Below are 24062 nucleotides of genomic sequence, written 5' to 3' on the forward strand. Positions count from 1 at the left end.
CTATGTATTTTCTTCATTTAGTTTCTGCTCTTTGGAATCGCAGAGTGCCGGAGCGGCGGGCCATCGGCCTGGTTCTGGCGCTATTGGGAGCCGCCGGGCCAGGTGCCGGGCAGGCGCCGGCCGTGGGGCAATCAGCAGTGATGCCGCCCGCCACCCAGCATCCGACGCGCTATTGGGTAACGCTGCGCGATAAAAGCGGCGTCCGATTCGACCCCGCGCATTATTTCTCGCCGGCCGCGCAAGCCCGCCGCGTCCGCCAAAACCTGCCGGCGTTCGATGCCACCGACCTGCCCGTGCGGGCCGATTACGTGGCCGCCATTGCGGCGCAAGTCGATACCGTGACGCTGGTGAGCCGTTGGTTTAATGCCGTAGCCTGCCGGGCCACACCGGCTCAGGCCGCCGCGTTGCGCCAGCTGCCCGGCGTGCGTAGCGTGGCGGTATGGCCCCAGCGCGAAGTGGAAGTTGCAGGTACCAAGCCAGCCGGTTTGCCAGCGGCAAAGTCCCGTTTTGCCGACACACCCAAACCCATCAACTCCAACGACTACCTGCTGGCGCGTCGCCAAACCGCCGCCCTCGACGGAGCCGCCCTGCGCGCTACGGGTCTGGATGGCAAGGGCATGCGCATTGCAGTGTTCGATGTAGGCTTTCGGGGCCTGAAGGAGCATCCGGCCTTCCGCGAACTGGTGGCCGACAAGCGCATCGTGGCCACGCACGACTTCCTGCGCAACCGCGACGACGTATTTCTCGGTGGCGGACACGGTACCGAAGTGATGGGCTGCCTGGCTGGCCGCCTGCCCATGAGCCCTACCGCCGTGCCCGGTCTGGCGCTGGGCCTGGCTCCCGCGGCCGAGTACCTGCTGGCCCGCACCGAGCAGCTGCACCGCGAGCGCTACGCCGAGGAAGAAGCCTGGCTGGCGGCCGTAGAGTGGGCCGACCGCCTGGGCGCCGACATCATCAACTCCTCGCTGGCCTACACCGAGCAGCGCTATTTTCCCGAGCAGATGGACGGCCACCGCAGCCTCATTGCCCGCGCTGCCAACCTGGCCGCTCGCAAAGGCGTGCTGGTGGTGAGCGCCGCCGGCAACGACGGCGACGACGACTGGGTCCGCATTGGCACCCCGGCTGATGCGGACTCCGTGCTGGCTATTGGCGGCCTCGACCCCGAAACCGGCCTGCACGTCGATTTTAGTTCGTTTGGCCCCACCGCCGACCGGCGGCTCAAGCCCAATCTGGCGGCTTTCGGCATCGTGCTCACGACCACGCCGGGCGGCGATTATGAGCGGCTGGAAGGCACGTCGTTTGCCTCGCCGCTGGTGGCGGGCTTTGCGGCTTGCCTGTGGCAGCAGCACCGCAAGCTCACAGCCATGCAGCTATTTCAGGGCCTGGAAAAATCGGCGGAGCTGTATCCTTATTTCGACTATGCGCACGGCTACGGCCGGCCCCGCTTTGCGCACTTTCAAACCAGTAAATCGGAAATTACGGTAGCGCCCACCTTTGATTTTGTGCCGCACGATAGCCTTGTAGCCGTCGTTATTCGGCCCGAAGCCGCCATTCGGCCGGCCGAAACCCTTCCGCTATTGGCCGACCAAAGCGATGCCACCCTGCCATTTGCTCTGCCCGCGCCCGAGGCCAAAACGCCTTCCGACAATGTGCCCCGTGTGGGCCACGAGCAGCCAATATCGGCCGGTAGCCCGCCGCTGGCCTCACTGCCCGAGCCCAATTACCCGGCCTATCTCTACTGGAACCTGGCCGACCGCCGCGGCGTGTTGCGCCGCTACGAAACCCGCGCCGTAACCCAACGCTTGGTGGTCCAGATTCCTCGCCGGCTGTTTAGTGGCGGCAACGTGCTACGGGTTCACTTCAAAGGCTACACGGCCACTTATTCAGAATGAGCGCGCTAGCTAGCAAAAAGCAAAAACCGGGGAAATGGGGCATGGCAGCGCTAGCAACCGTGCTACTGGGCATTGCGGCACCGGCCGCGCATGCCCAGCAGGTATTGGTGCAGGGCAACGTAGCCGAGGACACGGTGAAGAATGCCTTCGGCCCAAACCGGCATTACTTCGGGCACTTGTATGTGGGCTACGGGCTACTGGCGGGCGCTGCCGCCCCGGGGAGCGAAATACGCTACGGCCTACGCTCGGCAGAGCTGCGTGCCGGGGGCCGGCTGAAAATCCGCTTCACCCAGGCGCTGGCGGCCACCGTCGATTTGGGATACGGCTACCTGCGTTACGACCTGGCTCAGAATAGCCAGAAGCTCCTGCCCACACCCAGTCTGCACCGCCGCGAAACCCTGGGGCTGCACCGCCTCTACTCCGAAGTGGGGCTGCGCCTGAACTACGGCCGCCGGGGCAACACCGTGGGCAGCTACCTCGACCTGCTGGCTGGCGGCGGCTGGGTGGCCGGCACCTCCCACACCACCGAAGACGACCCCGGCCCGGGCATCGGCTCCGTCGAAACCACCGAGCACGGCTTGCCCTACCTCCGCCGCTGGACCACCGGCCTGGGCGCCCGCCTGGGGTTCGACCGTTACGCCCTCACGGCGCGCTACCGCACCAGCGCCGCCTACGCCAGTGCTTACACGGCCTGGCCGGAGCTGCCGCGCTGGGTGTTAGGGGTAGAAATTGGCTTATTCTGAGGCGAATGAAGCCGAAGGGCAAACCAATTTTCAGGGCTTTACCGTAAAATTCATTCCAGGCCAGCAACCGGTCAAATAATCGGAGAATTGCCATAGCCCCATCTTCCCACCTTACCTTCGTGCGTTCGCAGCCCACCGCGCCGCCCTTTCAGTTCATGAAAACGTCTTTTTCTGCCCTTTCTGGCCTAACCCTGATTGCTTTAGGACTCAGCCTGCAGCTCACTTCCTGCGTCAGCACCGAGCGCGAAGTCAGCACTTCTTCCACCGACCCCCGCGCCACCTATACCCCGCCGCCCGCCGGCAGCCGCGTCCGGGTGAACGGCAAAACGGTGCTCAACACCGTGAGCGCCACCCATACGTTCTCAAACCCCACCACGCAGGACAACTTCATTCTGCAGCTGCGGGGCCCCCGCATTCTCACGGCCCAAGCCCACCTTATCGTGACCAATAGCAAGGGTGACACCCTGCGCCACGAAGTGCTGCCCGCCCGCGCCCTGCTCAGTCACACCGACATCACAGACGCCCAGTCGGCCAGTGTGCGCGACCAGGAAATTGCCATTTTGCAGGGCATGAACAATTTTTTCGCTGATTCGCATTTCACCAACCCCGCCATCCCGGCCGGTAGTGAACAGCCCGCCGAAGTAGACGCCAAAACCTGGTCTGCTCTGCGCGAAGACCCCAGCACCGTGGGCTTCGAATATACCGGAGCGGGTGGGGCCGAGCGGCGCATCGCCTTCGCCCGCAAGCTGGGTAAGGCCGTCGATATGGCGCAATAGCGCTTGGCTCAGCATAGTTGATTAATAAACACTGGTTCATTTTTACGTTAACCTCATGAAGTTCCTGATTTCCTTCGCCGTGGTGCTAGTGCTGATACTGGCCTATTTCCGTCTTTTCCCTTCCGCCCCCATCAATCCGGTGCTGCCAGTGCCGCAAGGCCAGGAAGAAGTGAACGGCCATAATGCCGACGTGCCCAAAGGCGCAACTCAGGATGAAGAAGAAGGCGAGGAGGAAGAGCAACACGGCAGCACCAGCATTGCGCCGGCCACGCCCGGCCAGACCTACGGCGCAGCCATCAGCCCGGCCGGTGCCCTGCCCATGACGGCCCTCGCCACGGCCCTTGGCACCCGCGATTCGGCCAAGGTGACGCTCACTGGCAAGGCTTCGGCCGTGTGCCAGGCCAAAGGCTGCTGGATGACCCTGCCCACGGCCGACGGCAAAGAAATGCGCGTCCGCTTCCGCGACTACGCGTTTTTCGTACCCAAGGACCTTAGTGGCCACGAGGTGGTAGTGAGCGGCTGGGCTTACCGCAGCACCGTACCCAAAGCCGATTTGCAGCACTATGCCAAAGACGCCGGCAAGTCGGACCAGGAGATTGCCGCCATCACCCAGGATGAGCAGCAGCTCACTTTTCTGGCCGATGGTGTGCGGGTGGTAAACTAAGGTTAGCCGCTGACTGTGAAATTGCTGGGAAGGCCGCCTCAACGGGCGGCCTTTTCGTTTTACCGCTTGTTTTAAAACCTTGCCGTAGCTTGCGGCCCGCGTCAGTTTGAACCGCTTTTTGCCCCGGTCGGGGCCTTTCCCAATGCCCGATACTCCCGCCATCCAGCACCGCATCGAAGCCCTCACCGAGCGGCTGCACCACCTCAATCATCAGTACTACCAACTCGATATTTCCGAAGTGCCGGACCAGGAGTTCGACCAGTTGCTGGCCGAATTGCAGCAACTCGAAGCCGAGCACCCCGACTTAGTGCTGGAAAATTCGCCTACGCGGCGCGTAGGGGGCACCATCACCAAGCAGTTCCCCACGGCGGTGCACCGCTTCCCCATGCTCAGCCTGGGCAATACCTATTCCGAGGACGACCTGCGGGAGTTTGACGAGCGGGTGCAGCGGGGTTTGGAAGGCGCGCCCTACAGCTACGTGTGCGAATTGAAGTTTGACGGCGTGGCCATGAGCCTGCGCTACGAACACGGCCAGCTCACCCAGGGCGTGACCCGCGGCGACGGTACCCGCGGCGATGTGGTGACGGCCAATGTGCGAACCATTAAAACGCTGCCACTATCCCTGCGACCCGGCACCGACCGCCCCGAGGACTTTGAAGTTCGGGGCGAGATTTTCATGCCCCTGCCCGTTTTCGACGAGCTGAACGCCGAGCGTGAGCAAAACGGTGAAGCCCTGCTGGCCAACCCGCGCAACGCCGCCAGCGGCACGCTCAAGCTGCAGAACTCCGCGCAGGTTGCAGCCCGCAAGCTGCGCTTCTACGCCTATTCGCTGCTCACGCCGGGCCGGCATTTCCCCAGCCACAGCGCGGCGCTGGAAGCGCTGAGCCGCTACGGCTTGCCGGTTTCGGATACGTGGCGCCGGGCTTCCAACATTGAAGAAGTGTTGGAGTTTGTGCATCACTGGGCCAAAAGGCGCTTCGACTTGCCCGTGGCCACCGATGGCATCGTAATCAAAGTCGACGACCTGCGTCAGCAGGACCAGCTGGGCTTCACCTCCAAAAGCCCCCGCTGGGCCATTGCCTACAAGTACCCCGCCGAAGCGGCCCGCACCCGCCTCAACGAGGTGCTCTATAATGTAGGACGTACTGGCGCCGTAACGCCGGTGGCTGTGCTCACGCCCGTACCCCTGGCTGGCACCGTGGTGAAACGCGCCACCCTGCACAACGCCAACCAGATAGAGCTGCTCGACCTGCGCCTTGGCGACACGGTATACGTGGAAAAAGGCGGCGAAATCATTCCCAAAATCACCGGGGTAGACCTATCGGTGCGGCCCGCTGATGCGGTGCCCATCCAATACCCGACCAACTGCCCTTCCTGCGGCACGTCGCTGGTGCGGCCCGAAGGCGAGGCCCATTTCCGCTGCCCGAATGAGCGCGGCTGCCCGCCCCAGCTCAAAGCCCGCCTAGAACATTATGTGTCGCGCAAATCTCTGAATATCGATGGCTTGGGCGCTGAAACCGTAGGCCGTTTCTTCGAGCTGGGAATGGTAAAAACTCCCGCCGACATCTACGATCTGCCCGCGCGGCGACCCGAATTGGTGACGCTGGAGCGCCTCGGCGAAAAGAGCATCGACAACCTCATTGCCGGTATCGAGGCCAGCAAGCAGGTGCCTTTTCCACGGGTACTATTTGGTCTGGGCATCCGCTACGTGGGCGAAACAGTGGCCCAGAAACTGGCGGCCCACTACCGCAGCATCGACGCCATCATGGCGGCTTCAGCCGAGGAAATGGCGGCGGTGCCCGAAGTGGGCGGTGTGATTGCCGTGGCCGCCGCGCACTGGTTCCAGCAGCCCGAAAACCGCGAGCTGGTGGAGCGTCTGCGCACGGCTGGTGTGCAGCTGGAAGTGACCGGCGAAGCGCCAGTACCAGCTTCCGACCGCTTGGCTGGGCTCACTTTTGTTATCTCCGGCGTATTTGAAAACCACAGCCGCGACGAGCTGCAACAGCTCATCATCTCGAATGGGGGTAAAATCACGGGTTCCATCAGCAAGAAGCTGAGCTACCTCGTGGCCGGCGACAATATGGGCCCCGCTAAACGTGAAAAAGCCCTGGGCTTCAAAGTACCCATCATTTCCGAAGCCGAGTTGATGGCCCTGCTGCCTACCACCACGCCTGCTGAGGAAGCTGTCGATATCGGAGAAGCCCCCGCACCCACCGCTCCGCCAGAGGCAGAAACGGGTCAGCAGGGCTCACTTTTCTAAAATCGGTGATTGAGCGGCGAGATGCGGGCCAGTACTAACTATCCAAGTTAATGCTGGAATATTCAATGAGGCAGATGGAAATAAGGCCGTCAAGCTTTTGGGTATCAGTGGAATTTCCGACATTTGAACTCCATTTTCCCATCCATGCGAGTTCTGGCCCTTTTTGCTTTCTTTTTTGTGCAGGCGGTATGTGCTCCGGCACTCCGGGCGCAGTGCGTGGTGCTGGATGACCTATTGGCCATCGGAGCCGAGCCCATGGCCCTGACGGTGCCTAAAGTCGTCACGGCCCGTCTCCCATCCGAATGGGCTTATGTCGCCCCTACAGCCACCGTGAAGGAGGCCGCCTGGACGTTTACGCCGGTTCTTGGCGAGCAGAAACCCACCGTCCGCCTGCAGATACGAGCCCAGCGCCCCGGCCAGGATGTAGTACTGAAAACCACCCTGGCCAACTGCGTCCGCGACCTACGTAGCGAACTCAAAAGCCGCAAGCTCACCGCCCAGCCCGTTACCTGCCCCAACTGCGAAGCGGTGCGCTACCAAGGACCTAATTACGACGCCACCATCTACAGCCAGATGAAAGGCGAATTCCCCTTCGTAGTGGTCGTGCACCAGGTGCCGGCCGGCATGCCCCCCGCCGCGTCGAGTGGGGCTGGCGCGGTGAAAATGCCTTAGCTACTGTGTGTAGTCATTTCATAAAAAAATCCCCGCTGCCAAGGCAGGGATTTTTTTATGAAATTACAGACGATAAAAGCTTCCTGCCAGCCGTTGTTCAACGGAATAGCCAGCCTGCAACAGCTAGCAGTAGCGTGAGCGACCAGATAACAGTTAGGCTTGTGAGCACAGCATTGGGGCCAAAGTGGCGGAAGGCTCCTATCAGCGCCCGCACGCCGGTTACGACTGTGGCAATGGGCAGAAACAGCAGCGCCGTGAACAACAGGGGCTGAAATACGAAGTATGTATTGTGCATCTGGATGTCCAGCTCCGGTTTCCAGAAGTAATCATAGCCCAATAATTTGCTCAGCAATAGCCATGAAAAAGCCCAGCTGCCAAGCAGCCAGGCTAATTCAACAAGGATTCTTCGAGCGCTGTTACTCAAGGATGGAGCCATTGCCCGGGCTGCTTAGAACGACTGCACAATGTTGTTGCGCAGTGTTTTAGGCGACCAGTAGCCGCTGGCAATAATGCGGCGGATGGTGAACAGCGGGTCCTGCTGGTCGCGCTTTTCGGCCAAAGAGAAGGCGGCCACGAAACCGCGCTTTTTCAGCTCAGGGAAAGCCTGGGTATTCCAGAGACCGAAGGGATAGGCGAAGTAGTTGATTTTTTTGCCCGTGATTTCCTCCAGGGTTTTGGTGGGCTTGTCGATTTGGGTTTCCCAATCCTTGCCTTGGTATTTCTTCACATTGTGGTGGTCCCAGGTATGCGAGCCGATGACGTTGCCTTCGTCGGAAAGCTGTTTCACCATGGCTTTGGTCATGTAGTGGGGGCGGCCCAAGCTCACAGTCATCACAAAGTACATGGCCTTGTAGCCGTACTGGTCCAGGGTGGGCCGGGCAATGGTGAACTGGTCGAGGTCGGTGTCATCGAAGGTGAGCATGATGGGCTTGCTCGGCAGCTTGGCGCCGGTGGTCATGTAGGCGTAGAGCTGGTCGGGTGAGATGGTGTGGTAGCCCGAGTCGGCCAGCATCTTAATCTGGGCCTTGAACGCCGCGATGGGAACGATGTAATCTTTGGCACCTTTGGAGTCGCGGGCCGTCCAGTCCCGAATCTGGTGGTAGCAGAGAATGGGCACCTGCGGCCGGGCCAGAATAGCAGCGGCATCGGTTGCCTTACCAGCCGGAATGGTGGTGGGGTCGGGAGCCGGCGTCGCGTTGGCTTCGTCGGTCGAAGTAGCGCGGGTACCGGACGTTTCGGCCGCGGCTGCATCGGTAGCAGTATCAGCCTTTTCGACGGTGACGCTGCTGCTGGCAGCCTCGCCGGTGGTGGCGGTTTTGGTGTCGCAGGCAGCCAGCGAAAGGGCCGCCAGCAGGAGGGAAGCAGAAGTAAATTTCATTGAAACGCGCGAAGCTCTGCTTCGCAACTGGGGAAATAATGGTGAAATCAAAGTTTGTCCGTTGTGCAGCACACCGCAACGCACGACGGAGTGCCAAGTAGAATCAGTTCGAATAGCGGAGCCATCTGCTACTTTTGTAGCCCACAAAACTAACTCTCAAACTCCCGGCATGAACAATTCTGGTTCCCGTCTTCCCGCGTTTCACGGCACTGGGGTGGCCCTGGTCACCCCATTTACTCCGGATAAGGCAGTGGATTACGCCGGCTGGCGGCACCTGCTCGATTTCTGCATCGACGGCGGCGTGGAATACCTCGTGGTGAATGGCACCACCGGAGAATCGCCAACTACCACGGCTGCCGAGAAGGCCGAACTGCTGCGCGTGGCTAAGGAACACGTAGCCGGCCGCGTGCCGCTGGTGTACGGCATCGGCAGCAACGATACGGCTACTGCCATAGAGTTATTGCGTACCACCGATTTGAAGGGTATTGTTGCCGTGCTTTCGGCTAGCCCGGCTTACAATAAGCCCAGCCAAGCCGGCTTGGTGGCCCACTACCAGCACCTGGCCGACGCCAGCCCGGTGCCGCTCATTTTGTACAACGTGCCGGGCCGCACAGCTTCCAACATCACCGCCGAAACCACGTTGCGCCTGGCGCAGCACCCCAACATCATCGGCATTAAGGAGGCCAGTGGCCTTATGGAGCAGTGCCTGACCATTGCGGCCCGCAAGCCCAAGGGTTTCCTGCTGCTCTCCGGCGATGACATGCTTACGCCCGCCCTCATTGCCTGCGGCGGCGAAGGCGTTATCTCAGTGCTGGCCAACGCTTTCCCCAAGCGCTTCTCCGACCTCACCCGCGCGGCCCTGGCCGGTGACTTTGCCGCCGCCCGCGAAGGCCTGTTCCGCCTGCTGCCCCTCAACCCGCTCATGTATGAGGAAAGCAACCCGGTCGGCGTAAAAGCGGCCCTCGAAGGCCTGGGCGTGTGCGGCACTGCCGTGCGCCTGCCGCTGCTCGAAGCCACCGAAGGCTTGAAAGACCGGATTCGCAAAGCGCTGTAGGATAGTGATTAGTGATTAGTGATTAGTGATTAGTGATTGGCCTTTATCATTTTGAGTTACTCCGCGCATCAAGCGGTGACGAAGGTCCTGCTCACATCTGCGCAGCTTGGAGCAATTAATTCAAGCTGCGCGGATGTGAACAGGTCCTTCGCAAGCTCAGGATGACAGCTTTCCTTAACCACTAACCATTATCCTACCAGCCACTGACTAGCGCATCGGCTACGTGCAGGCACTTGAGGGGCAGCTTTTCCTTCTTGATGTATGATTCCAAATGCATCAGGCAGCTCACGTCGGTGCTGATGATGAAGTCGGCGCCGGTGTCGAGCGCGTGCTCTACTTTTTGTTGGGCCATGGCGACTGAAATAGCTTCAAACTTCACGGCGAAGGTGCCGCCGAAGCCGCAGCAGGTAGTGTTTTCGGCCATTTCGAGGCGTTCCAGGCCGGCCACGCTATCCAGCAGCATGCGCGGGCCCGGGCCGATGCCGCACTCGCGCAAGGCGGAGCAGGAGTCGTGGTAGGTATACTTGCCGGCTAATGTTGCCCCTGGAATGGCCGTGACGCCCATTATTCCAACCAGAAATTCGGTTAGCTCATAGATGCGGCCCTGCACGGGACGACAGGCGCTCTGCTGGCCGGTTTCGGCAAAAAGCTCGGTGTAGCTGTTGCGCACCATGCCTACGCACGAAGCCGAAGGACTCACGATGTAGCGCTCAGTATCCGTCGGTGGGGCGGCAAAATCCCGGAGAAACTTATCGGCCACGGCCCGGGCCTGGGGGTGGTAGCCCGCGTTGTAAGCCGGCTGGCCGCAGCAGGTTTGGTTGGGGTTGTAATTGACCCTGACGCCTACACGCTCCAGCACCTTCACCATGTTGAGGGCCGTGGTGGGGTAGAGTTGGTCGACGAAGCAGGGGATGAAAATATCAACGGTTGTGGGCATCGGCTCGAACTATTAATGGAAGGCGAATATGCCACTCGCCGCGCCGCGGGCCCGTGCCAGCGCATCCAAATCCAGCCCCAAAGGTTCGCCTATTTCACTCAAATAAGCAATTAGATTCTCCGTGGCCATGTTGCCCGTCAGCTCATCGGCCGCCATTGGGCAGCCACCAAAGCCACCAATGGCGCCATCAAAACGGCGGCAGCCAGCCTCGTAGGCGGCACTCACTTTCTCGCGCCAGGAAGTGGGCGTGGTGTGCAGGTGCGCGCCAAACTCAATAGCCGGAAAAGCTGGAATCAGGGCCGAAAATAGTGGCGCGATGGTGGCTGCGGTGCTGGCTCCCACGGTGTCAGAAAGGGCTACAATGCGGACGCCCAATGCTGCCAGCTGCTGAGTGAAATCAGTCACGATTTCCGGACTCCAGGCATCACCATACGGGTTGCCGAAACCCATAGAGAGGTAGGTAACCAGCGTTTTGCCGGTGCGCTCGCACAGCTCGTGCATGGCAGCCACATCGGCCAGCGCCTTGGAGGTGGTTTGGTTGGTGTTGCGCCGCTGAAAGGTTTCGGACACTGAAAGCGGGAAGCCCAGATAACTGATTTCGGGGTGTTGCGCGGCAGTTTCGGCCCCGCGCTGGTTGGCCACAATAGCCAGCAGCTTGGTTTGAGTAGTGCTTAAGTCCAGACCCGCCAGCACTTCGGCTGTGTCGCGCAGCTGCGGAATTGCTTTGGGGGACACGAAAGAGCCAAAGTCCAGCGTATCGAAACCAACGTGCAGCAGAGCGTTGAGGTAGGCGGTTTTGGTGGCCGTGGGAATGAAATCAGGCAGGCCCTGCATGGCGTCGCGGGGGCATTCAATAAGTTTCATGGCGGGAGGGAATGGGGGTGGGAATAGGGGCGTAAAGGTAGCAGCCGGGCCGTAGCGCCGGCTTCGACCAGGATAACTACACCGCTTGCTAGCCGAACTACGTCGGGCCGGCTGGTGTTCGGAGGGCATGCTTTTTAAGTCGGATTCTACCTTGCTACGGCCCGTGTCCCGGCCGCTCTTCGGATTTCTGTGGCCCTTGCTATTGGGCGCGGTGCTGGGCATCAGCAGCTGTAGCAAGCAGCAAACCTTGCAGGCGCTGTTTCAGAAATCGAGCCCGCACCAGGCCTACGCCCGCCAGCTAACCCAGGCCGGACTGGACCGCCGCCCGGCCGGTCGCGCCTGGCTGGCCGCAGCCGATAAAGCCCTGCGCGACTCGCTCGTAGTCAGCCTGCCTTTTGCCGAAACCGGCTACTTCCGCCCCGAGCGGCCTTCGGCGGCCAGCTACCGCTACGCTGTGCGCGCCGGCGAGCAGGTGCACGTCAGCCTGACGCTGGCTCCTGGGGCCAATGCCCGCGTGTTTCTCGATGCTTTTGAGGCAGTGCCCGGCCGCATGCCCGCGCCCCTCGCCAATGCCGACACGCTCGTTCTCGATTTCCGCTACCGGGCTGAGAGCGACGGCCAGCACCTGTTGCGCGTGCAGCCCGAACTGCTGGCTGCTGGCCGCTACACCCTGCGTGTGGCCCGTGAGCCCAGCCTGAGCGTATTTCCGGTGCTGGGCCGAACTGACGCCGCGGCCGGCAGCTTCTGGGGAGCCAACCGCGACGGCGGGGCCCGCCGACACGAGGGCATCGACATTTTTGCCCCGCGTGGTACCCCCGCCATTGCCGCTACCGCCGGCACCATCACCCGCACCGGCGAAACTCCGCTGGGGGGGCGTGTGGTGTGGCTGGCCGATGCCGCGCACGGCGAGCACCTTTACTACGCCCACCTCGATAAACAACTGGTGACGCCCGGCCAGCGCGTGCGCGCCGGCGACACGCTGGGCTTGGTGGGCAACACCGGCAATGCCCGCAGCACCGTACCACACCTGCACTTCGGCATCTACCGCAGCGGGCGTGGCGCCGTGGACCCGTTCCCGTTTGTGCAGCAGGCAGCAGTGCCGTCCGTACCGCTCCATGGCCCGGACCGGCGCGGGGAGTTTGTGCGGTTGAAGGTGGCTGCATCGTTGCGGCCGTCATTGGCGACTGAAAAAAACACTCGGCGGTCAAAAACTGTGCTGCTGAAACAAGTGCCGCTGCTGGTATTAGGACAGCAAGGCACAAGCCTGCGTGTGCAGGCGCCCGATGGCCAGATTGGCTACGTTGCCGCGCGGGCGGTGGTGGGAGCCAGCGGTACGCCCCTGCGGAAACTGGTGCTGCCAGTTGCCACTGAGCTACTGGCGCAGCCGGCCGCCACAGCCGCAGCAAGCGAAGCGCTGGCGGCAAAAACGGTGGTTGCTGTTCTTGGCCAAGCCAATGGCTTCAGCCTGTTGCGTGGGCCGCAGGGCCAAACCGGCTGGGCCGCTATTTGAGTAAATTGAACCACCATGAGCCGCATTGCGGCGGCAGGGTTGGCCATTATCATGGCAGTGTTTCTTGGTAGCAGTTGTCGTCCGAAAGCCACCCGGTAAACGCTGATAGGCAATGCTTTACCGCTGCGTGCACTGCGAGAAAACAGTATGCCAATGCCACGGCAGAAACGAACCGGTGCGTTGGCTAATGAATGGATATTAGCGTGTGAGGCGGTACAGAATTTGAGCTTGCTCATGTCGTAACCTGAGCTTTTGTGTTGCGTTAGCAGGGTAGGGCCTTACTTTGCGGCCTGTCGGGGTTCCCGGCATCTCGCACTTCTGGCTTCTGTTTCCAATTCAAATACCCGCAAAATCATGGCTGATACTTCATCTTCTAACTGGGCCGATATGGCCGCTTCCCTGCTCAGCAAGCTGTCGGGCGGCGTTGAGCTCAGCTGCGCTTTCGACCAGATAGAGCTGCAAATGCCTAACCCCCAAAACCCCAACGCGCCGGCCACTACCTGGAAGTTGAACGGCTCGCTACGCATTCGTACCCGTGGCGAGCAGCCCGCCGCACCTGCGGCCCCAGCCCCCCAGCTTCCCGCCAGCCGCCCCGAAGCCGGTGCCTAGCGCGCTCGAAATCGATGCGCAACTGGTCATCAGCTGGAATGGCCATCCTTTGCAACTGGCGGCAGCTGGTACCTACCTCATCCTGAACATCCCCAGCCAGCACGTGCTTGATGAGCTAACTGCCGGCCCGCCAAAGGACCCCAGTGCGCCCAAAAAGCCTAAATCTGACGGTCCCGACCCGCTCCAGCAAATCAACGACCTGATGCGGCGCCTGGGTTGGGTGCTCGACCTGCGCGTAGGCGGCAAAACCTACGTGACGTTTGGCGTACAGCGCACGCCCAAAATCACGCTCAATGCAGTGCTGGGCAAGATTGGCTCGTTTTTTAAGTAGCGCAACTTTCGGGCAAAACCGAGCGAATTTGCAACTAATTTTGGCGCGCTTAGTTTGGTAAGTACAGGCGCTTTGTGCTACCAAAATGAACTCCGAACACGAACGTAAAAACCAGGTTGGAGCCCGGCGGGGCTCCTCGCCATTGGGGCGCATCGAGCGCCTTTCTCCCTTGTTGCTGGCTGGGTACCTGGCAATTTTGGCCATTGCCATCATGTTCATCATGTTGGTGGTGGCCTACGTGTTCACCCGCTTACGGAGCGGCGTGCCTACCGGCCTGCACCCATTACCGCGCTACTTCTCTCTCAGCACTATTGTGCTGCTCTTGAGTAGCTACACCATGGCGCAGGCGCCCCGCCTCTACGCCGCCGATGACCTTCGTACCCTTGTGCGCTGCCTGGGGGCGACGTTGCTGCTGGGCTGTGTGTTTGCTGGCCTGCAAATGCTGGGTTGGTACGAGCTAACCCGAAACGGAGTCCCATTCCAAGGCGATACCAGTAGCAGTAGCGGCCAGTTCATCTACCTGATATCAGCCCTACACGTAGCGCACTTGCTCGGCGGCGTCCTGTTGCTGTTGGCATTGCTGTTGCGCGTCAGCCACGCCGACCGCGACGCGGTGCGCGCGTTGGTGTTCATCCGCAACCCCTACCACCGTCGCCAACTGCAGCTTCTTGGTACTTATTGGCACTTCATCGACGTGCTGTGGGTGGCACTTTTTGCCGTATTTTTGTTCTTGTACTGAGGCTGTTAGCGCGAATTCGAATTATGGTTTCACTTCCAGCCAGCCCTTGAACTGCCGGCCATCGGTGTATTGGACCAAATAATAATAGATGCTGCTGCTGCCCTGGCCGGGCCAGCTAAAGTCCCGGTTGCTGGATTCATACACCGGTTGGCCCCAGCGGGTGTAAATCCGGATGTTGGCAAACTGCTCGTCACAGAAGTTGAGTGGCAACTCCGGCAGATGAAACTCGTCGTTGACCTTGTCGCCATTCGGCGTGATGATGTTGTAGAGCTTGAGCTCCGGCGAATTGGGCCGGATAACTTCGAAACGAACCGTCTGGCGCTGGGGCAGCGGGCGGCAAGTAGCATCAACTAGCTGAAAGGTTACATCCAGCGGGCGGTGCAGGTTTACAGCATCGCAAGTCACATCCCAGCGGAAGGTACCGGACGCCACACCCGTACCATTCTGAGCGGTAAAGCGCATTCCGGCATCAGCCAACGCAAAATTCTCGCTAATCGCCGTCATCGTCAGGCCGTCGCGGTCGGCATCGGTGCCCGCAAAAGTGGCTGTATAAGTATCGCCCAGAGAAAGCCGAACCACAGGCAGCTGGCCCGGCGCTGTTGGAACAGGCAAAGCCGGCGTGGCCACCAGCACCGGCGGCCGGTTAGTATAGCGCACAAGAACGGGTACCGTGATGCTCACCGCCTGCCGCTCGGTGCAGGGCGAAGTGGCGGCCGTGAACTGAAAATTGTAAAGCGAATCGGTACCCACGGCCCGGCAGTCGACGCGCCAGGAGAAGCGCCCGCGCTGCTGAGTGCCCACGCTACCCTGCGTGAGCGTAGCGCCAAGGGCGGTGGGATTGAAATTCCGCCCGGTCATTTCCAGTTGAATGGGGTCATTATCTGGGTCAGTACCAGCAATATCGAACGTCACCAAATCGCCCACTCGCGCCACCAGGGGCAGCTGAGGACCAGCCGTAGTAACCAGCGAGGGCGGCGAATTAGGTGGAGGAACCGAGGTGAAAGCCACCCGCACCGTGTCGCGCTTGGGCAGGCTGCAACCATCATCACCCACCACCACATCCAGCAAAAACACCCGCCCGCGTGTGTTGATGCATTCGGGGAAGCATAGCGTAGCCGTGAGGGTATCGGGCATGCCGGCGCTGCGTACCGAGCCACTGGTGGCGGTAGTGAAGTTTGGCAACAGGCCCGAGAAGTTTACCGGGCTTAGCGAAAGGGTGAGGCGAGAGTTGGGGTCGGAGTCGGTAAAGCGCAGACGTACGCAGTGGTTGCCGCCGGGCACCAGGCGCAGGGTATCGCGGCCGGGGCGGTAGGGCACCTGGCCCGTTGCGGCGGGCAACAGCACCATGCTGGGCTTAGTATTGATGGGACAGTTGAGCACCATGAGCTGAAAGTCGCGGCGTGCCTCGCCAATTTTTTCACCCCGCCGGTATTCTGAACAGCTCACTCCAAACACAAACAGGCCCAAGTTGCTGGGCCGTACCGTGAGGCGGCCCGTAGCCCGGTTGATTTGCAGGGTGGGGGCCCCCGGAATCTGATTTAAGGTTCCCAACCCCGAATTCCAGCTAATGGGCGAGTACGGCGCGGCCGTGGCCGAAGCGGGCTTGGGTTGCGTGGCCGTGGCGTGGCCGTTGAGCGGCGTCACCAATTCGTATACCAGCGAGTCACCATCGGCATCTGTTCCACCAAAGTCGTAGTAAAACAACTCGTTGCGACAGGCATAGTCGGCCAGCGGCGGGAAGATGCGGGGGGTGGAATCGAAGAATGGCTGGCCCCGGCGCACCACCGCCGGAAACTCCAGATAGAAGGTTTGGGCCGCGTCGCCGGGGCTCACAATGTTGCTGATGGAGTTGTTGCGGCAGCAGCGCTCCACGGCTACATAATAGCCCTGGGCGCTGGTATAAGTATTAGCTGGTAGCGAGATGACTTTGCTATACACCAGCTTGCGGGTGCTGAGCGTGGGCTTGGTACAGGCCGGATTGGTATAGCTGACGAAGGTGTTGCTGGTGAGGGGCAACACCACATTCATCATGCGGTTGTTGTTGGTTTTGTCGAAAATGGAGGCCGTCAGGTCGGCATCGAGGGCGCTTGGGCTGCCGTTGTAGGCATCGAAGTAGAGATTGAGTATCAGCGTGTAGGACTCACCGGTACCGTGTACCAGTTCCATCTCTCCGCCCACAATGTGCGTGGCACGCGCCGGGCTGGCTAGCAGCAGGCAACCACAAAAAAATAGCAATGTAGCCGCCCACGATGAGCTGAGCAAACGAAAGCGGAAAGGCATGGGGTAGAGGAATAAGCGCATTAAATCCTGAATAATCCGAAATATACGCCTCCGCACCCCAACGTGCCGCCGCGCCACAACAAGCCCCGGATGAGCGGGCGCAGCAAAGCGGCGGTGGCACCTTTTGGCTTGCTCCCCGTATCTTCGAACCGGGCTGAAGCTGACTGCTAACCGCTACCTCATTCAATAAGTTACCAATCCAACCCACGCTATGCGTTTCTTTTCCAAAGCCTTGATTCTGGTAGGCTTACTGGCCGGTGCTGGCAGTCTCCGTGCTCAGCCAACGGCCGACCGCGCCGTAAGCGCCACGGCCCTCGATGCTGGCCCGATTTGCGCGGCGGCGCATATCAAATCGGCGTTGCGCACGGCCACATCATCAATTAGGCACCGTGCCAAGATGAACCGCTACGATGTGAAATACTATAAGCTGGACCTAGCCCTGGAAAACATTTCGCTGAACGTGGCCGGCTCGGTCTGGATGCGGGTGCGGGTGGGGAGTCAGGCCCTGGATTCGCTGGCGTTTGAGCTGTACCAGGCCCCGACCAACTCGCCCGCTGGCACGGCAACGCTGCTTATCGATTCAGTGGTGGTGAACGGTCGGCGCTCGCCGGGCATTCGTCGTGCGGGGCAGGATGCCACCGCGGCTCTGGCCCAGCCCGCTGCTGCTAACTCCCTCACCGACGCTCGGATCTATTACCACGGTACCGCCCCGAGTGGCAACTCGGCTGCCATTGGCAACGGCCTGAGCAACCGCAGCCAGGCCCAGATTGGCTTCAGCACCACCATTCCCTATGACATCACCTGGAGCTTATCGGAGCCTTTTTCGGCCCACGAGTGGTTTCCGTGCAAGCAGGTCCTCACCGACAAAGCGGATTCCAGCGACGTATGGGTGACCACTACCTTGCCCAATAAGGTAGGCTCGAACGGCGTGCTGGCCCGCACCGTGACCCTGCCCAACAATAAGGTGCGCTACGAATGGAAATCACGTCATCCTATTGATTACTACCTGATTTCGGTGGCTGTGGCGCCCTACGTAGAGTACGTAAATTACGCTCATCCCACGGGCGGCCCCACCATTCCCATCGTCAACTACCTCTACAATACAGCAGCTCAGAGCTACTACCAAGGAGAGATTGACCGTACACCGGGCTTCATCGAAAACTATTCGAGTTTGGTGGGCCTCTATCCGTTTGCCAACGAGAAATATGGCCACAGCATGGCCCCGCTGGGCCTGGGCGGTGGCATGGAGCACCAGACCATGACCACCCAGGATGGCTTTTTCTTCAACCTCACGGCCCACGAGCTTTTCCACCAGTGGTTTGGCGACAACGTGACTTGCGCCTCCTGGGAAGACATCTGGCTCAACGAGGGCTTCGCTTCATATGGCGAATACCTGTCGTACCAAGCCTTTGGAGCCCCCGGCGATGCCCGCTCCTGGATGGATACCGCCCACGGCTCAGCCCAAAACTCGTCGGGCAGCGTGTACGTGCCCGATACCACCAACGTGAGTCGCATCTTCAACAGTCCGCTCACCTATAAAAAGGGTGCGGCCGTCATCCACATGCTGCGCTATTTGCTGAACGACGATACCAAGTTTTTCCGCGCCCTGCGCACCTACCAGAGCACTTATCGGGGCTCGACGGCCCGCACGGCCAACCTCCAGGCTATTTTCGAAGCCGAAGCTGGGCGGCCGCTGGGTTACTTTTTTCAGCAGTGGTTTCGGGGGCAGGGTTACCCCACGTTCCTTGGAAGCTGGAACCAGGTTGGAGGCAACGTGGTGCTGCGTATAAACGAGACGGCTTCCGTGCCAAACGTCACACCGTTTTTTGAGACAGATGTGGACTACCGCCTCACCTTCACCAACGGCGGCACCCAAACTGTGCGCCTGCACCAGAGCCAAGCCACCCAAACGTTTCAGTTTGCTGCTACCGGCACCGTGGCCAGCATCGCCGTCGACCCCGACCAGTGGGTACTCGACCTGCCCACCAGCCCACCCGTACGAGACAATACCCTCGCGCTGGCCGTGCGCTCCTCCAGCACCGCCCCACTAGTAGCGCTCTATCCCAATCCCTGCCACGACCAACTGCAGCTGACTTCCTTGCCCGCTGGCCGTATCACGGCCGAAGTGTTGGACGCCACCGGCCGCCTCGTACTACGCCAGGCCATTCAGGCTCCGCAACTCGATACGCACGCGCTCACCCCCGGCCTCTACTACCTCCGCCTGTTGGGAGCTAGTTCGGAACTGCTGGGCCGGGGCCAGTTTGTACGCGAATAGCTAGTTGTCGGTTATTAGTTGTCCGTTGTCAGAGGCCAAGACGCGTTGACAACGGACAACCAATAACCGGCAATTAATCTAAAACCGTTCGTGGTATTCGCTTATCAGTGCCTGGGTGGCCGGTGTGGGCCCTGGGGCGTGCAACAGCTGTTTCAGCAGCTCATCAAATGAATCGGCCGGCGTGAAGCCGGGCTGAAGTACAGCATTGCTGGTGACCCGAATAAACATGGGGTGTCCATTTACGGCCACCAAATCGGTAGTAACGAGGCCAAAGCGCTGGTTGCAGTCGCCGGTTTTGGGACAGTCGGTCGGATTGGGCTTGAAAAGCTGCTTGAGTACGGTTTCGGACAGCTTCTGCTTGCGTTGAGTGCAACTGTCGGCGCAGGCGCGGTGGTAGCCCAAGGTCAGCAGCCGCTCACCCAGGTGCTCGTAGAAGTGGCGAAAATTGCCGGGCCCGATGGTGGGGTCGTAGATGAAAAGGGCTCCCTGCCGGCCGGGTTCCTGCAGAAGCTGCACCTTCAGGCCGCGCGCGCCGGCGGCTCCGCCTTTGCGCAGGTGGTAGGCTTTAAAATACGGTTCCAGCCAATTCAAAAAGACCTGCTGCTCGACCCAGCGAGCGTGTCGCCGTATCTGCGCCGATGACAGTGTCACGGCGTGCCACGTAGCCGGGTGGGCCACTTTGGGGCGAAACAGTTTTTGAAGGAAATCGAACAAGGCGTGGGAATTTAATGAAGCCGAAACACGGGCTGCGGCAAATAGTTTCTGAAAACAAGGCTGGGCCGTAGCACTTTTCGCCTAGCCTACCGCCGCCAATACCCATACCGTGCCATAAAAAAGGCCGGCCCCTAGTAAGGAGCCGGCCCGGATACCAGTGGCTGACAGTGGTTATTTCACCCGCGTCCAGGTCTGCGATTTGCCGATGAGCGAGAAGCCGATGTAACCCTTTACCTCCATCGTATTGGCGCTTTCCATCTTCATGTAGCAGGAGTAGGTTTTGCCGCTTTCGGGGTCGTAAATTTTACCATCGTCCCACTTATTGTCCGAATCATACTTGAAATCCTGCATGAATACCAAGCCCAGACGGGGGCGGCTGCGGAGCTTTACCTCGGGGTTTTGCGAGTCGGTTTTGGGTTTGCCGGTGGCGGGGTCGTTGGGAACGGTCAGGCTCACAATTTTGCCACACAGCTTATCACCGCACTTATAGATTTCGAACGTGGCTTTTTTCTCCGCATTGGTCCAAATCCCGAGCGGAGACATGGATTGGGCGGATGCCAGACCGGCAGCGCCCAACACGAGGGCAAACAACAGGAGCAAGGTTTTTTTCATTTCTGAAGAGTGCGTGAAGGTGGGTTTGAGGGGGAAAAGTAAGCGAAATTTTTCAGAGCCGGCTATCGCCGCTATTTCGAAGCCGGTATGGCAAGTTTGCAGCCAAGTTTCCAGCAAACGGCCAACCGGCAAAAACTGCTGAAAATTGCTAAAAATAATAAGGCTGACTATCAGCACTAAAAGGGTATTAGCGCTCGATTTGCCCCAAAAAAGGCAGTTCGGCTTTGAACCTTAGCCCCGGCTATTAACTTTACCGCTCAGTAGTGAGTGCTACGACCCCGCTCAAGCAGCCCTAAGGTGCTGGGCCGCGCGACCGGGGCTATGTCGAACGTAAAGAAAGGAGGTACAAAATGTCTAGTAGTCCCAAACAAATCCTGCCAAGCCTGTCGAATGTCGTACTCTTCACCGCAGTACGCGCCTAACAACAGCTTCGTGGGGTAGCTCCTAAGGCTGCCCACATTCGGCCAGGTCTTATCTTTGAAGACGCCGGAACTGTACCCCAGTTTCGCCGCTTGGTAAGATTTGAAGGATTAGATGCCCGGTTTGCCCAGTCGCCCTTCAGTGGGACGGCAGAGGCAGGCCGGGCATCGCTGCGTTTACCACTTTTGGGTGGTACGCTTCAGCGGAGTAGCAGCACGCTTTTTGGTGGCTGGGCGGGGTTTGGTGGCCGTTCTGCTCTTCGTAGCAGGTTTCTTTTTGGCAGCTGTGGCTTTGGCCGTGGCCTTTTTGTGAGAGGAGATTGAGGAACGGGATGAGTTCTTTTTAAGTGCCAGTTTGGTTGGTAGAGCGGCTACGGGCATTGGCGCTTCTGCTATTGCCACCGGACGGGCCTGAAGCGGAGCAACGCGTGGTGTACTGGCCGGGGCCGGAAACTTCGGCCGCGCCGTGGCTACGATGCTGGTGCCTGGCCCAAGTACCCGCCGCACTTGCATGAAACGCCGCTCGTAGTCGGTATTCTCTACCTGACTCACTTTCACGAATGGCTCACGGCGCGAGGAGGAGGCATGCACGAAGCGCAGCGGCACCTCGCCCCGCTGCGAAATGACGATACCGGCGTGTCCGGGTGTGGTGCTGGTTTGAGCCGTGCCGGTGAATACGACAATGTCGCCGGGCTGGGCTTCGGTGCGGGCCACGGGTCGGCCCACATCAATCAGCAGTGCGGTAGAGTGGGGGACAAGCACCCCAAAATGCGCAAAGGTGTACATGATAAACCCCGAGCAGTCAAAGCCGGTGAGGGGCGAGGTACCCGCGTATACGTAGGGCGTCCCTTGCTGGGCCAGCCCGAAGGCCACAATGCTATCTGCCCGGCCGGCTGGTGCCGCGCCGGTTGCGGAGCGTAGCGAAGCCGGCCGCGCCAGCGAGGCCGAATTGCTGGCTTCCAGTGGGGCAGGAGCTTTGGCATGGTGGCCCAGGCGAGGCAGCACCGCCACCATGCTTATCAACAAGGCCGCAAAAATCATCCAGATAAAACGCATAGGAAACCTGGTATTGAGGTGCGATGATGGGGGATAAGCACCGCGCTAGCTCCTAACGGCCGGGCCGCCCACTAGGTTGGAGGCAACCTGCGGGGCTTACTTTGTGCCCTTGCTCCCATCTGATTTCTTATTGTTTCTCGAATGCCTATAAAAACAAACAAAGTTATTCGTGGTGCGGCGCTGGCCGGACTGCTGATTTCTACTCCCGGCCTGGCCATGCGTCCAGCGGCGGCTGTGCCCACGTTACGCTATACCCTGGCCATGCCCGCGCCGCAGTCCCACTACTTCGAAGTGAAAATGGAGCTGGGAGGCTTCGCGGCTGACTATACTGATGTGAAGATGCCCGTGTGGGCTCCCGGCTCGTACCTGGTGCGCGAATTTTCTAAAAACGTAGAAGGATTTCAGGCGCGCACCAGCGGCGGCCAAGCCCTGGCGGTGGAGAAAATCAGCAAAAACACCTGGCGGGTGAAGCATCCCAAGCAGGCCAGCTTTCAGGTGAGCTATCGGGTGTACGCGTTTGAGCTAAGCGTCCGCACTTCATTCATTGATGCCGACCATGGCTACCTCAACGGTACCAGCGTGTTCATGTACCCGGCCGACAACAAGATGCTGGGCAGCACTGTGGTTGTGCAGCCCGCTGCCGGCTGGGAAAAGGTGAGCACTTCGCTAAAGCCCGCTACCGGTAAGTTTACCTACAAGGCTGCAAGCTACGACGAGCTGGCCGACTCGCCTATTGAAATCGGTAACCAGAAAATTCTGGAATTCACGGCCAACGGCACCCCGCACCAATTGGCTATGTACGGCACCTACCAGGCCGATGACGCCAAGCTGGTGGCCGACGTGAAGCGCGTGTGCGAAGAAGCACACCGCGTAGTAGGCCAGAATCCGCTCGACCGCTACGTATTCATTGTGCACAACCTGGAGCGGGGCGGCGGTGGCCTGGAGCATCTGTTCTCAACTACGCTGGAGGTGAGCCGCACCACCTATGGTACCGATGCCGGCTACAAGTCCTTCCTTGGGTTGGTGGCGCACGAGTACTTCCATCTGTGGAACGTGAAGCGCATCCGGCCGGTGGCGCTGGGTCCGTTCAACTACGACCAGGAAAACTACACACACATGCTGTGGGTGAGTGAGGGCATGACCGAATACTACTCCAAGCAAATCGACCAGCGGGCCGGTGTGCTTTCGCAGGAGGAGTACCTGGGCAAGCTGGGCAATGCCATTGGCGAGGTGGAAAATACGCCTGGCAACCGCATCCAGTCGGCCGCCGAATCCAGCTTTGACGCTTGGATTAAGTATTATCGGCCCAACGAGAATGCCATCAACACCCAAATCAGCTACTACTCGAAGGGCGACCTGATTGGCACCTGGCTTGATTTGAACATTGCCCAGGCCACGCAAGGCGCCAAGCACCTGGACGACGTGTTTCGCCTGCTCTACGATACCTATTATAAGAAGGCCGGCCGGGGCTTCACCGACCAGGAATACCAGGACGCCGTGGCCACCGTGGCTGGCCGCCGCTTCGATGACTTCTTCCAGAACAGCGTGTATGGCACCAAACCCATCGATTTCGCCACGGCCCTGGGCTATGCCGGCCTCACGCTAACCAACGCGGCCCTGACCACCGAAGGCACCCTGGGCGCTAACTTCTCGAACCGCACCGGCAAGCTTCTGGTGACAAGTGTGCTGCGCGACGGAGCCGCCTGGAATACCGGCCTCAGTGTGAACGATGAAGTGCTGTTCATCAACGGGGCGGCCCCGAGCGAGGAAACCGTGAAGTCGCTGATGAGCGGCTCGCCGGGCATCGAGGTAGCGTTGCAAGTGCGTCGCGACGGCCTCACCCGCGACCTCAAGCTGAAGATGCTGCCCAACCCCGACCGCAAGTTCACCATTCAGCCCATGCCCAACCCCACGGCCGCTCAGCAGAAGGTGCTGGCAAAATGGCTGGGCAAGTAGCGAGGGAATAACTCGTTTGCTATAGAAAACGTTTCTGGCCTAGCTGGAAGCGTTTTTTTATGCCCTTTATATTAGGTATAGGTCCCTTAGCCTTGCTAGAAACCTAGGCGACAATAACCAATCGGTCGTGGCCAACCGGCCCTCGTTCGCTCCCGCCACCCATCGAAATGGGAATGTTACTACGATAAAGGCCGGACCACCATAGCTTCCGAATGGACGAGCATTATGTGGCGTAGCAAGCTTGAATAGGTTATTTATTAAAACATACGGGTAAAATATTGGATTATACGTGTTATTAAGGGCTGAAAGTGATATATTTGG

The 24062-nt window shown here is 59.9% G+C and carries 21 protein-coding genes; 13 read left to right on the forward strand and 8 right to left on the reverse strand.

All coding sequences use genetic code 11. The features are described from left to right. Positions 1–2: 2 nt before the first annotated feature. From J4E00_RS18030 to J4E00_RS18055, 6 genes are all read left to right on the forward strand, one after another. Positions 3–1892, forward strand: a complete 1890-nt coding sequence (locus J4E00_RS18030) for a S8 family serine peptidase (protein ID WP_208176654.1) — start codon at positions 3–5, stop codon at positions 1890–1892. Between the two features lie 41 nt (positions 1893–1933). Then, a complete protein-coding gene (locus J4E00_RS18035; RefSeq protein WP_208176655.1) occupies positions 1934–2635 on the forward strand; it encodes a hypothetical protein in 702 nt (233 codons plus the stop codon). 155 nt (positions 2636–2790) lie between these two features. Then, a complete protein-coding gene (locus tag J4E00_RS18040; RefSeq protein WP_208176656.1) occupies positions 2791–3411 on the forward strand; it encodes a hypothetical protein in 621 nt (206 codons plus the stop codon). 55 nt (positions 3412–3466) lie between these two features. Next, positions 3467–4075, forward strand: coding sequence for a DUF4920 domain-containing protein (locus J4E00_RS18045; RefSeq protein WP_208176657.1), 609 nt, complete (start codon positions 3467–3469; stop codon positions 4073–4075). Between the two features lie 142 nt (positions 4076–4217). Further along, positions 4218–6335, forward strand: a complete 2118-nt coding sequence (ligA, locus tag J4E00_RS18050) for an NAD-dependent DNA ligase LigA (protein ID WP_208176658.1) — start codon at positions 4218–4220, stop codon at positions 6333–6335. A gap of 144 nt (positions 6336–6479) precedes the next feature. Continuing rightward, positions 6480–7007, forward strand: coding sequence for a hypothetical protein (locus tag J4E00_RS18055; RefSeq protein WP_208176659.1), 528 nt, complete (start codon positions 6480–6482; stop codon positions 7005–7007). Positions 7008–7104: 97 nt separating this feature from the next. On the opposite strand, the gene J4E00_RS18060 is transcribed toward J4E00_RS18055, so the two are convergent. Both J4E00_RS18060 and J4E00_RS18065 read right to left on the reverse strand, forming a co-directional pair. Further along, complete coding sequence (locus J4E00_RS18060; RefSeq protein WP_208176660.1) at positions 7105–7359, reverse strand: hypothetical protein; 255 nt, start codon at positions 7357–7359, stop codon at positions 7105–7107. 96 nt (positions 7360–7455) lie between these two features. Beyond that, positions 7456–8385 (reverse strand): polysaccharide deacetylase family protein, encoded by a 930-nt coding sequence (locus J4E00_RS18065; protein WP_208176661.1) that lies wholly within the window; start codon positions 8383–8385, stop codon positions 7456–7458. Positions 8386–8554: 169 nt separating this feature from the next. On the opposite strand from J4E00_RS18065, the gene dapA reads away from it, so the two are divergent. Then, entirely contained in the window at positions 8555–9439 is an 885-nt protein-coding gene (gene dapA, locus J4E00_RS18070) for a 4-hydroxy-tetrahydrodipicolinate synthase (RefSeq protein ID WP_208176662.1), read from the forward strand. 193 nt (positions 9440–9632) lie between these two features. Here the strand turns inward: dapA and J4E00_RS18075 are convergent, their stop codons facing one another. Continuing rightward, positions 9633–10376 carry a (Fe-S)-binding protein gene (locus J4E00_RS18075; RefSeq protein ID WP_208176663.1) on the reverse strand — a complete coding sequence of 248 codons (744 nt, stop codon included), beginning with the start codon at positions 10374–10376 and terminating at the stop codon, positions 9633–9635. Positions 10377–10388: 12 nt separating this feature from the next. Next, positions 10389–11240 carry a hydroxymethylglutaryl-CoA lyase gene (locus J4E00_RS18080; protein WP_208176664.1) on the reverse strand — a complete coding sequence of 284 codons (852 nt, stop codon included), beginning with the start codon at positions 11238–11240 and terminating at the stop codon, positions 10389–10391. Positions 11241–11403: 163 nt separating this feature from the next. Between J4E00_RS18080 and J4E00_RS18085 the strand changes: the two genes are divergently transcribed. The 4 genes from J4E00_RS18085 to J4E00_RS18100 all read left to right on the forward strand — a co-directional run bounded on the left by J4E00_RS18085 (position 11404) and on the right by J4E00_RS18100 (position 14429). Beyond that, the gene (locus J4E00_RS18085) at positions 11404–12750 is read left to right on the forward strand and encodes a M23 family metallopeptidase (protein ID WP_208176665.1); all 1347 of its coding nucleotides are present in this window, start codon (positions 11404–11406) and stop codon (positions 12748–12750) included. Between the two features lie 354 nt (positions 12751–13104). Then, positions 13105–13359 carry a hypothetical protein gene (locus J4E00_RS18090; RefSeq protein WP_208176666.1) on the forward strand — a complete coding sequence of 85 codons (255 nt, stop codon included), beginning with the start codon at positions 13105–13107 and terminating at the stop codon, positions 13357–13359. Further along, entirely contained in the window at positions 13352–13690 is a 339-nt protein-coding gene (locus J4E00_RS18095; protein WP_208176667.1) for a hypothetical protein, read from the forward strand. Before J4E00_RS18090 ends, J4E00_RS18095 begins: the two co-directional genes overlap by 8 nt. Positions 13691–13775: 85 nt before the next feature. Next, a complete protein-coding gene (locus J4E00_RS18100) occupies positions 13776–14429 on the forward strand; it encodes a heme-copper oxidase subunit III (RefSeq protein WP_208176668.1) in 654 nt (217 codons plus the stop codon). A gap of 21 nt (positions 14430–14450) precedes the next feature. Here the strand turns inward: J4E00_RS18100 and J4E00_RS18105 are convergent, their stop codons facing one another. Further along, complete coding sequence (locus J4E00_RS18105) at positions 14451–16709, reverse strand: gliding motility-associated C-terminal domain-containing protein (protein WP_208176669.1); 2259 nt, start codon at positions 16707–16709, stop codon at positions 14451–14453. 211 nt (positions 16710–16920) lie between these two features. Here J4E00_RS18105 and J4E00_RS18110 point away from each other — a divergent pair, with 211 nt between their 5' ends. Then, complete coding sequence (locus J4E00_RS18110) at positions 16921–18984, forward strand: M1 family aminopeptidase (protein ID WP_208176670.1); 2064 nt, start codon at positions 16921–16923, stop codon at positions 18982–18984. 78 nt (positions 18985–19062) lie between these two features. Here the strand turns inward: J4E00_RS18110 and J4E00_RS18115 are convergent, their stop codons facing one another. From J4E00_RS18115 to J4E00_RS18125, 3 genes are all read right to left on the reverse strand, one after another. Then, a complete protein-coding gene (locus J4E00_RS18115) occupies positions 19063–19698 on the reverse strand; it encodes a hypothetical protein (RefSeq protein ID WP_208176671.1) in 636 nt (211 codons plus the stop codon). A gap of 171 nt (positions 19699–19869) precedes the next feature. After that, complete coding sequence (locus J4E00_RS18120) at positions 19870–20310, reverse strand: DUF2147 domain-containing protein (RefSeq protein ID WP_208176672.1); 441 nt, start codon at positions 20308–20310, stop codon at positions 19870–19872. Positions 20311–20906: 596 nt separating this feature from the next. Beyond that, positions 20907–21785, reverse strand: coding sequence for a C40 family peptidase (locus J4E00_RS18125; RefSeq protein ID WP_208176673.1), 879 nt, complete (start codon positions 21783–21785; stop codon positions 20907–20909). 141 nt (positions 21786–21926) lie between these two features. On the opposite strand from J4E00_RS18125, the gene J4E00_RS18130 reads away from it, so the two are divergent. Further along, positions 21927–23741, forward strand: coding sequence for a M61 family metallopeptidase (locus tag J4E00_RS18130; RefSeq protein WP_236049927.1), 1815 nt, complete (start codon positions 21927–21929; stop codon positions 23739–23741). The last annotated feature ends 321 nt before the right edge of the window (positions 23742–24062 follow it).

Origin of the sequence: Hymenobacter negativus (assembly GCF_017571495.1) — a bacterium.
Lineage (GTDB): Bacteria > Bacteroidota > Bacteroidia > Cytophagales > Hymenobacteraceae > Hymenobacter > Hymenobacter negativus.

Coding starts and splice junctions, on each gene's coding strand:
- J4E00_RS18100 (WP_208176668.1), top strand. CDS start 13,776: ATGAACTCCGAACACGAACGTAAAAACCAGGTTGGAGCCCGGCGGGGC.
- J4E00_RS18065 (WP_208176661.1), bottom strand. CDS start 8,385: ATGAAATTTACTTCTGCTTCCCTCCTGCTGGCGGCCCTTTCGCTGGCT.
- J4E00_RS18040 (WP_208176656.1), top strand. CDS start 2,791: ATGAAAACGTCTTTTTCTGCCCTTTCTGGCCTAACCCTGATTGCTTTA.
- J4E00_RS18055 (WP_208176659.1), top strand. CDS start 6,480: ATGCGAGTTCTGGCCCTTTTTGCTTTCTTTTTTGTGCAGGCGGTATGT.
- J4E00_RS18120 (WP_208176672.1), bottom strand. CDS start 20,310: ATGAAAAAAACCTTGCTCCTGTTGTTTGCCCTCGTGTTGGGCGCTGCC.
- J4E00_RS18080 (WP_208176664.1), bottom strand. CDS start 11,240: ATGAAACTTATTGAATGCCCCCGCGACGCCATGCAGGGCCTGCCTGAT.
- J4E00_RS18130 (WP_236049927.1), top strand. CDS start 21,927: ATGCCTATAAAAACAAACAAAGTTATTCGTGGTGCGGCGCTGGCCGGA.
- J4E00_RS18030 (WP_208176654.1), top strand. CDS start 3: ATGTATTTTCTTCATTTAGTTTCTGCTCTTTGGAATCGCAGAGTGCCG.
- J4E00_RS18035 (WP_208176655.1), top strand. CDS start 1,934: ATGGCAGCGCTAGCAACCGTGCTACTGGGCATTGCGGCACCGGCCGCG.
- ligA (WP_208176658.1), top strand. CDS start 4,218: ATGCCCGATACTCCCGCCATCCAGCACCGCATCGAAGCCCTCACCGAG.
- J4E00_RS18105 (WP_208176669.1), bottom strand. CDS start 16,709: ATGCCTTTCCGCTTTCGTTTGCTCAGCTCATCGTGGGCGGCTACATTG.
- dapA (WP_208176662.1), top strand. CDS start 8,555: ATGAACAATTCTGGTTCCCGTCTTCCCGCGTTTCACGGCACTGGGGTG.
- J4E00_RS18045 (WP_208176657.1), top strand. CDS start 3,467: ATGAAGTTCCTGATTTCCTTCGCCGTGGTGCTAGTGCTGATACTGGCC.
- J4E00_RS18090 (WP_208176666.1), top strand. CDS start 13,105: ATGGCTGATACTTCATCTTCTAACTGGGCCGATATGGCCGCTTCCCTG.
- J4E00_RS18075 (WP_208176663.1), bottom strand. CDS start 10,376: ATGCCCACAACCGTTGATATTTTCATCCCCTGCTTCGTCGACCAACTC.
- J4E00_RS18110 (WP_208176670.1), top strand. CDS start 16,921: ATGCGTTTCTTTTCCAAAGCCTTGATTCTGGTAGGCTTACTGGCCGGT.
- J4E00_RS18125 (WP_208176673.1), bottom strand. CDS start 21,785: ATGCGTTTTATCTGGATGATTTTTGCGGCCTTGTTGATAAGCATGGTG.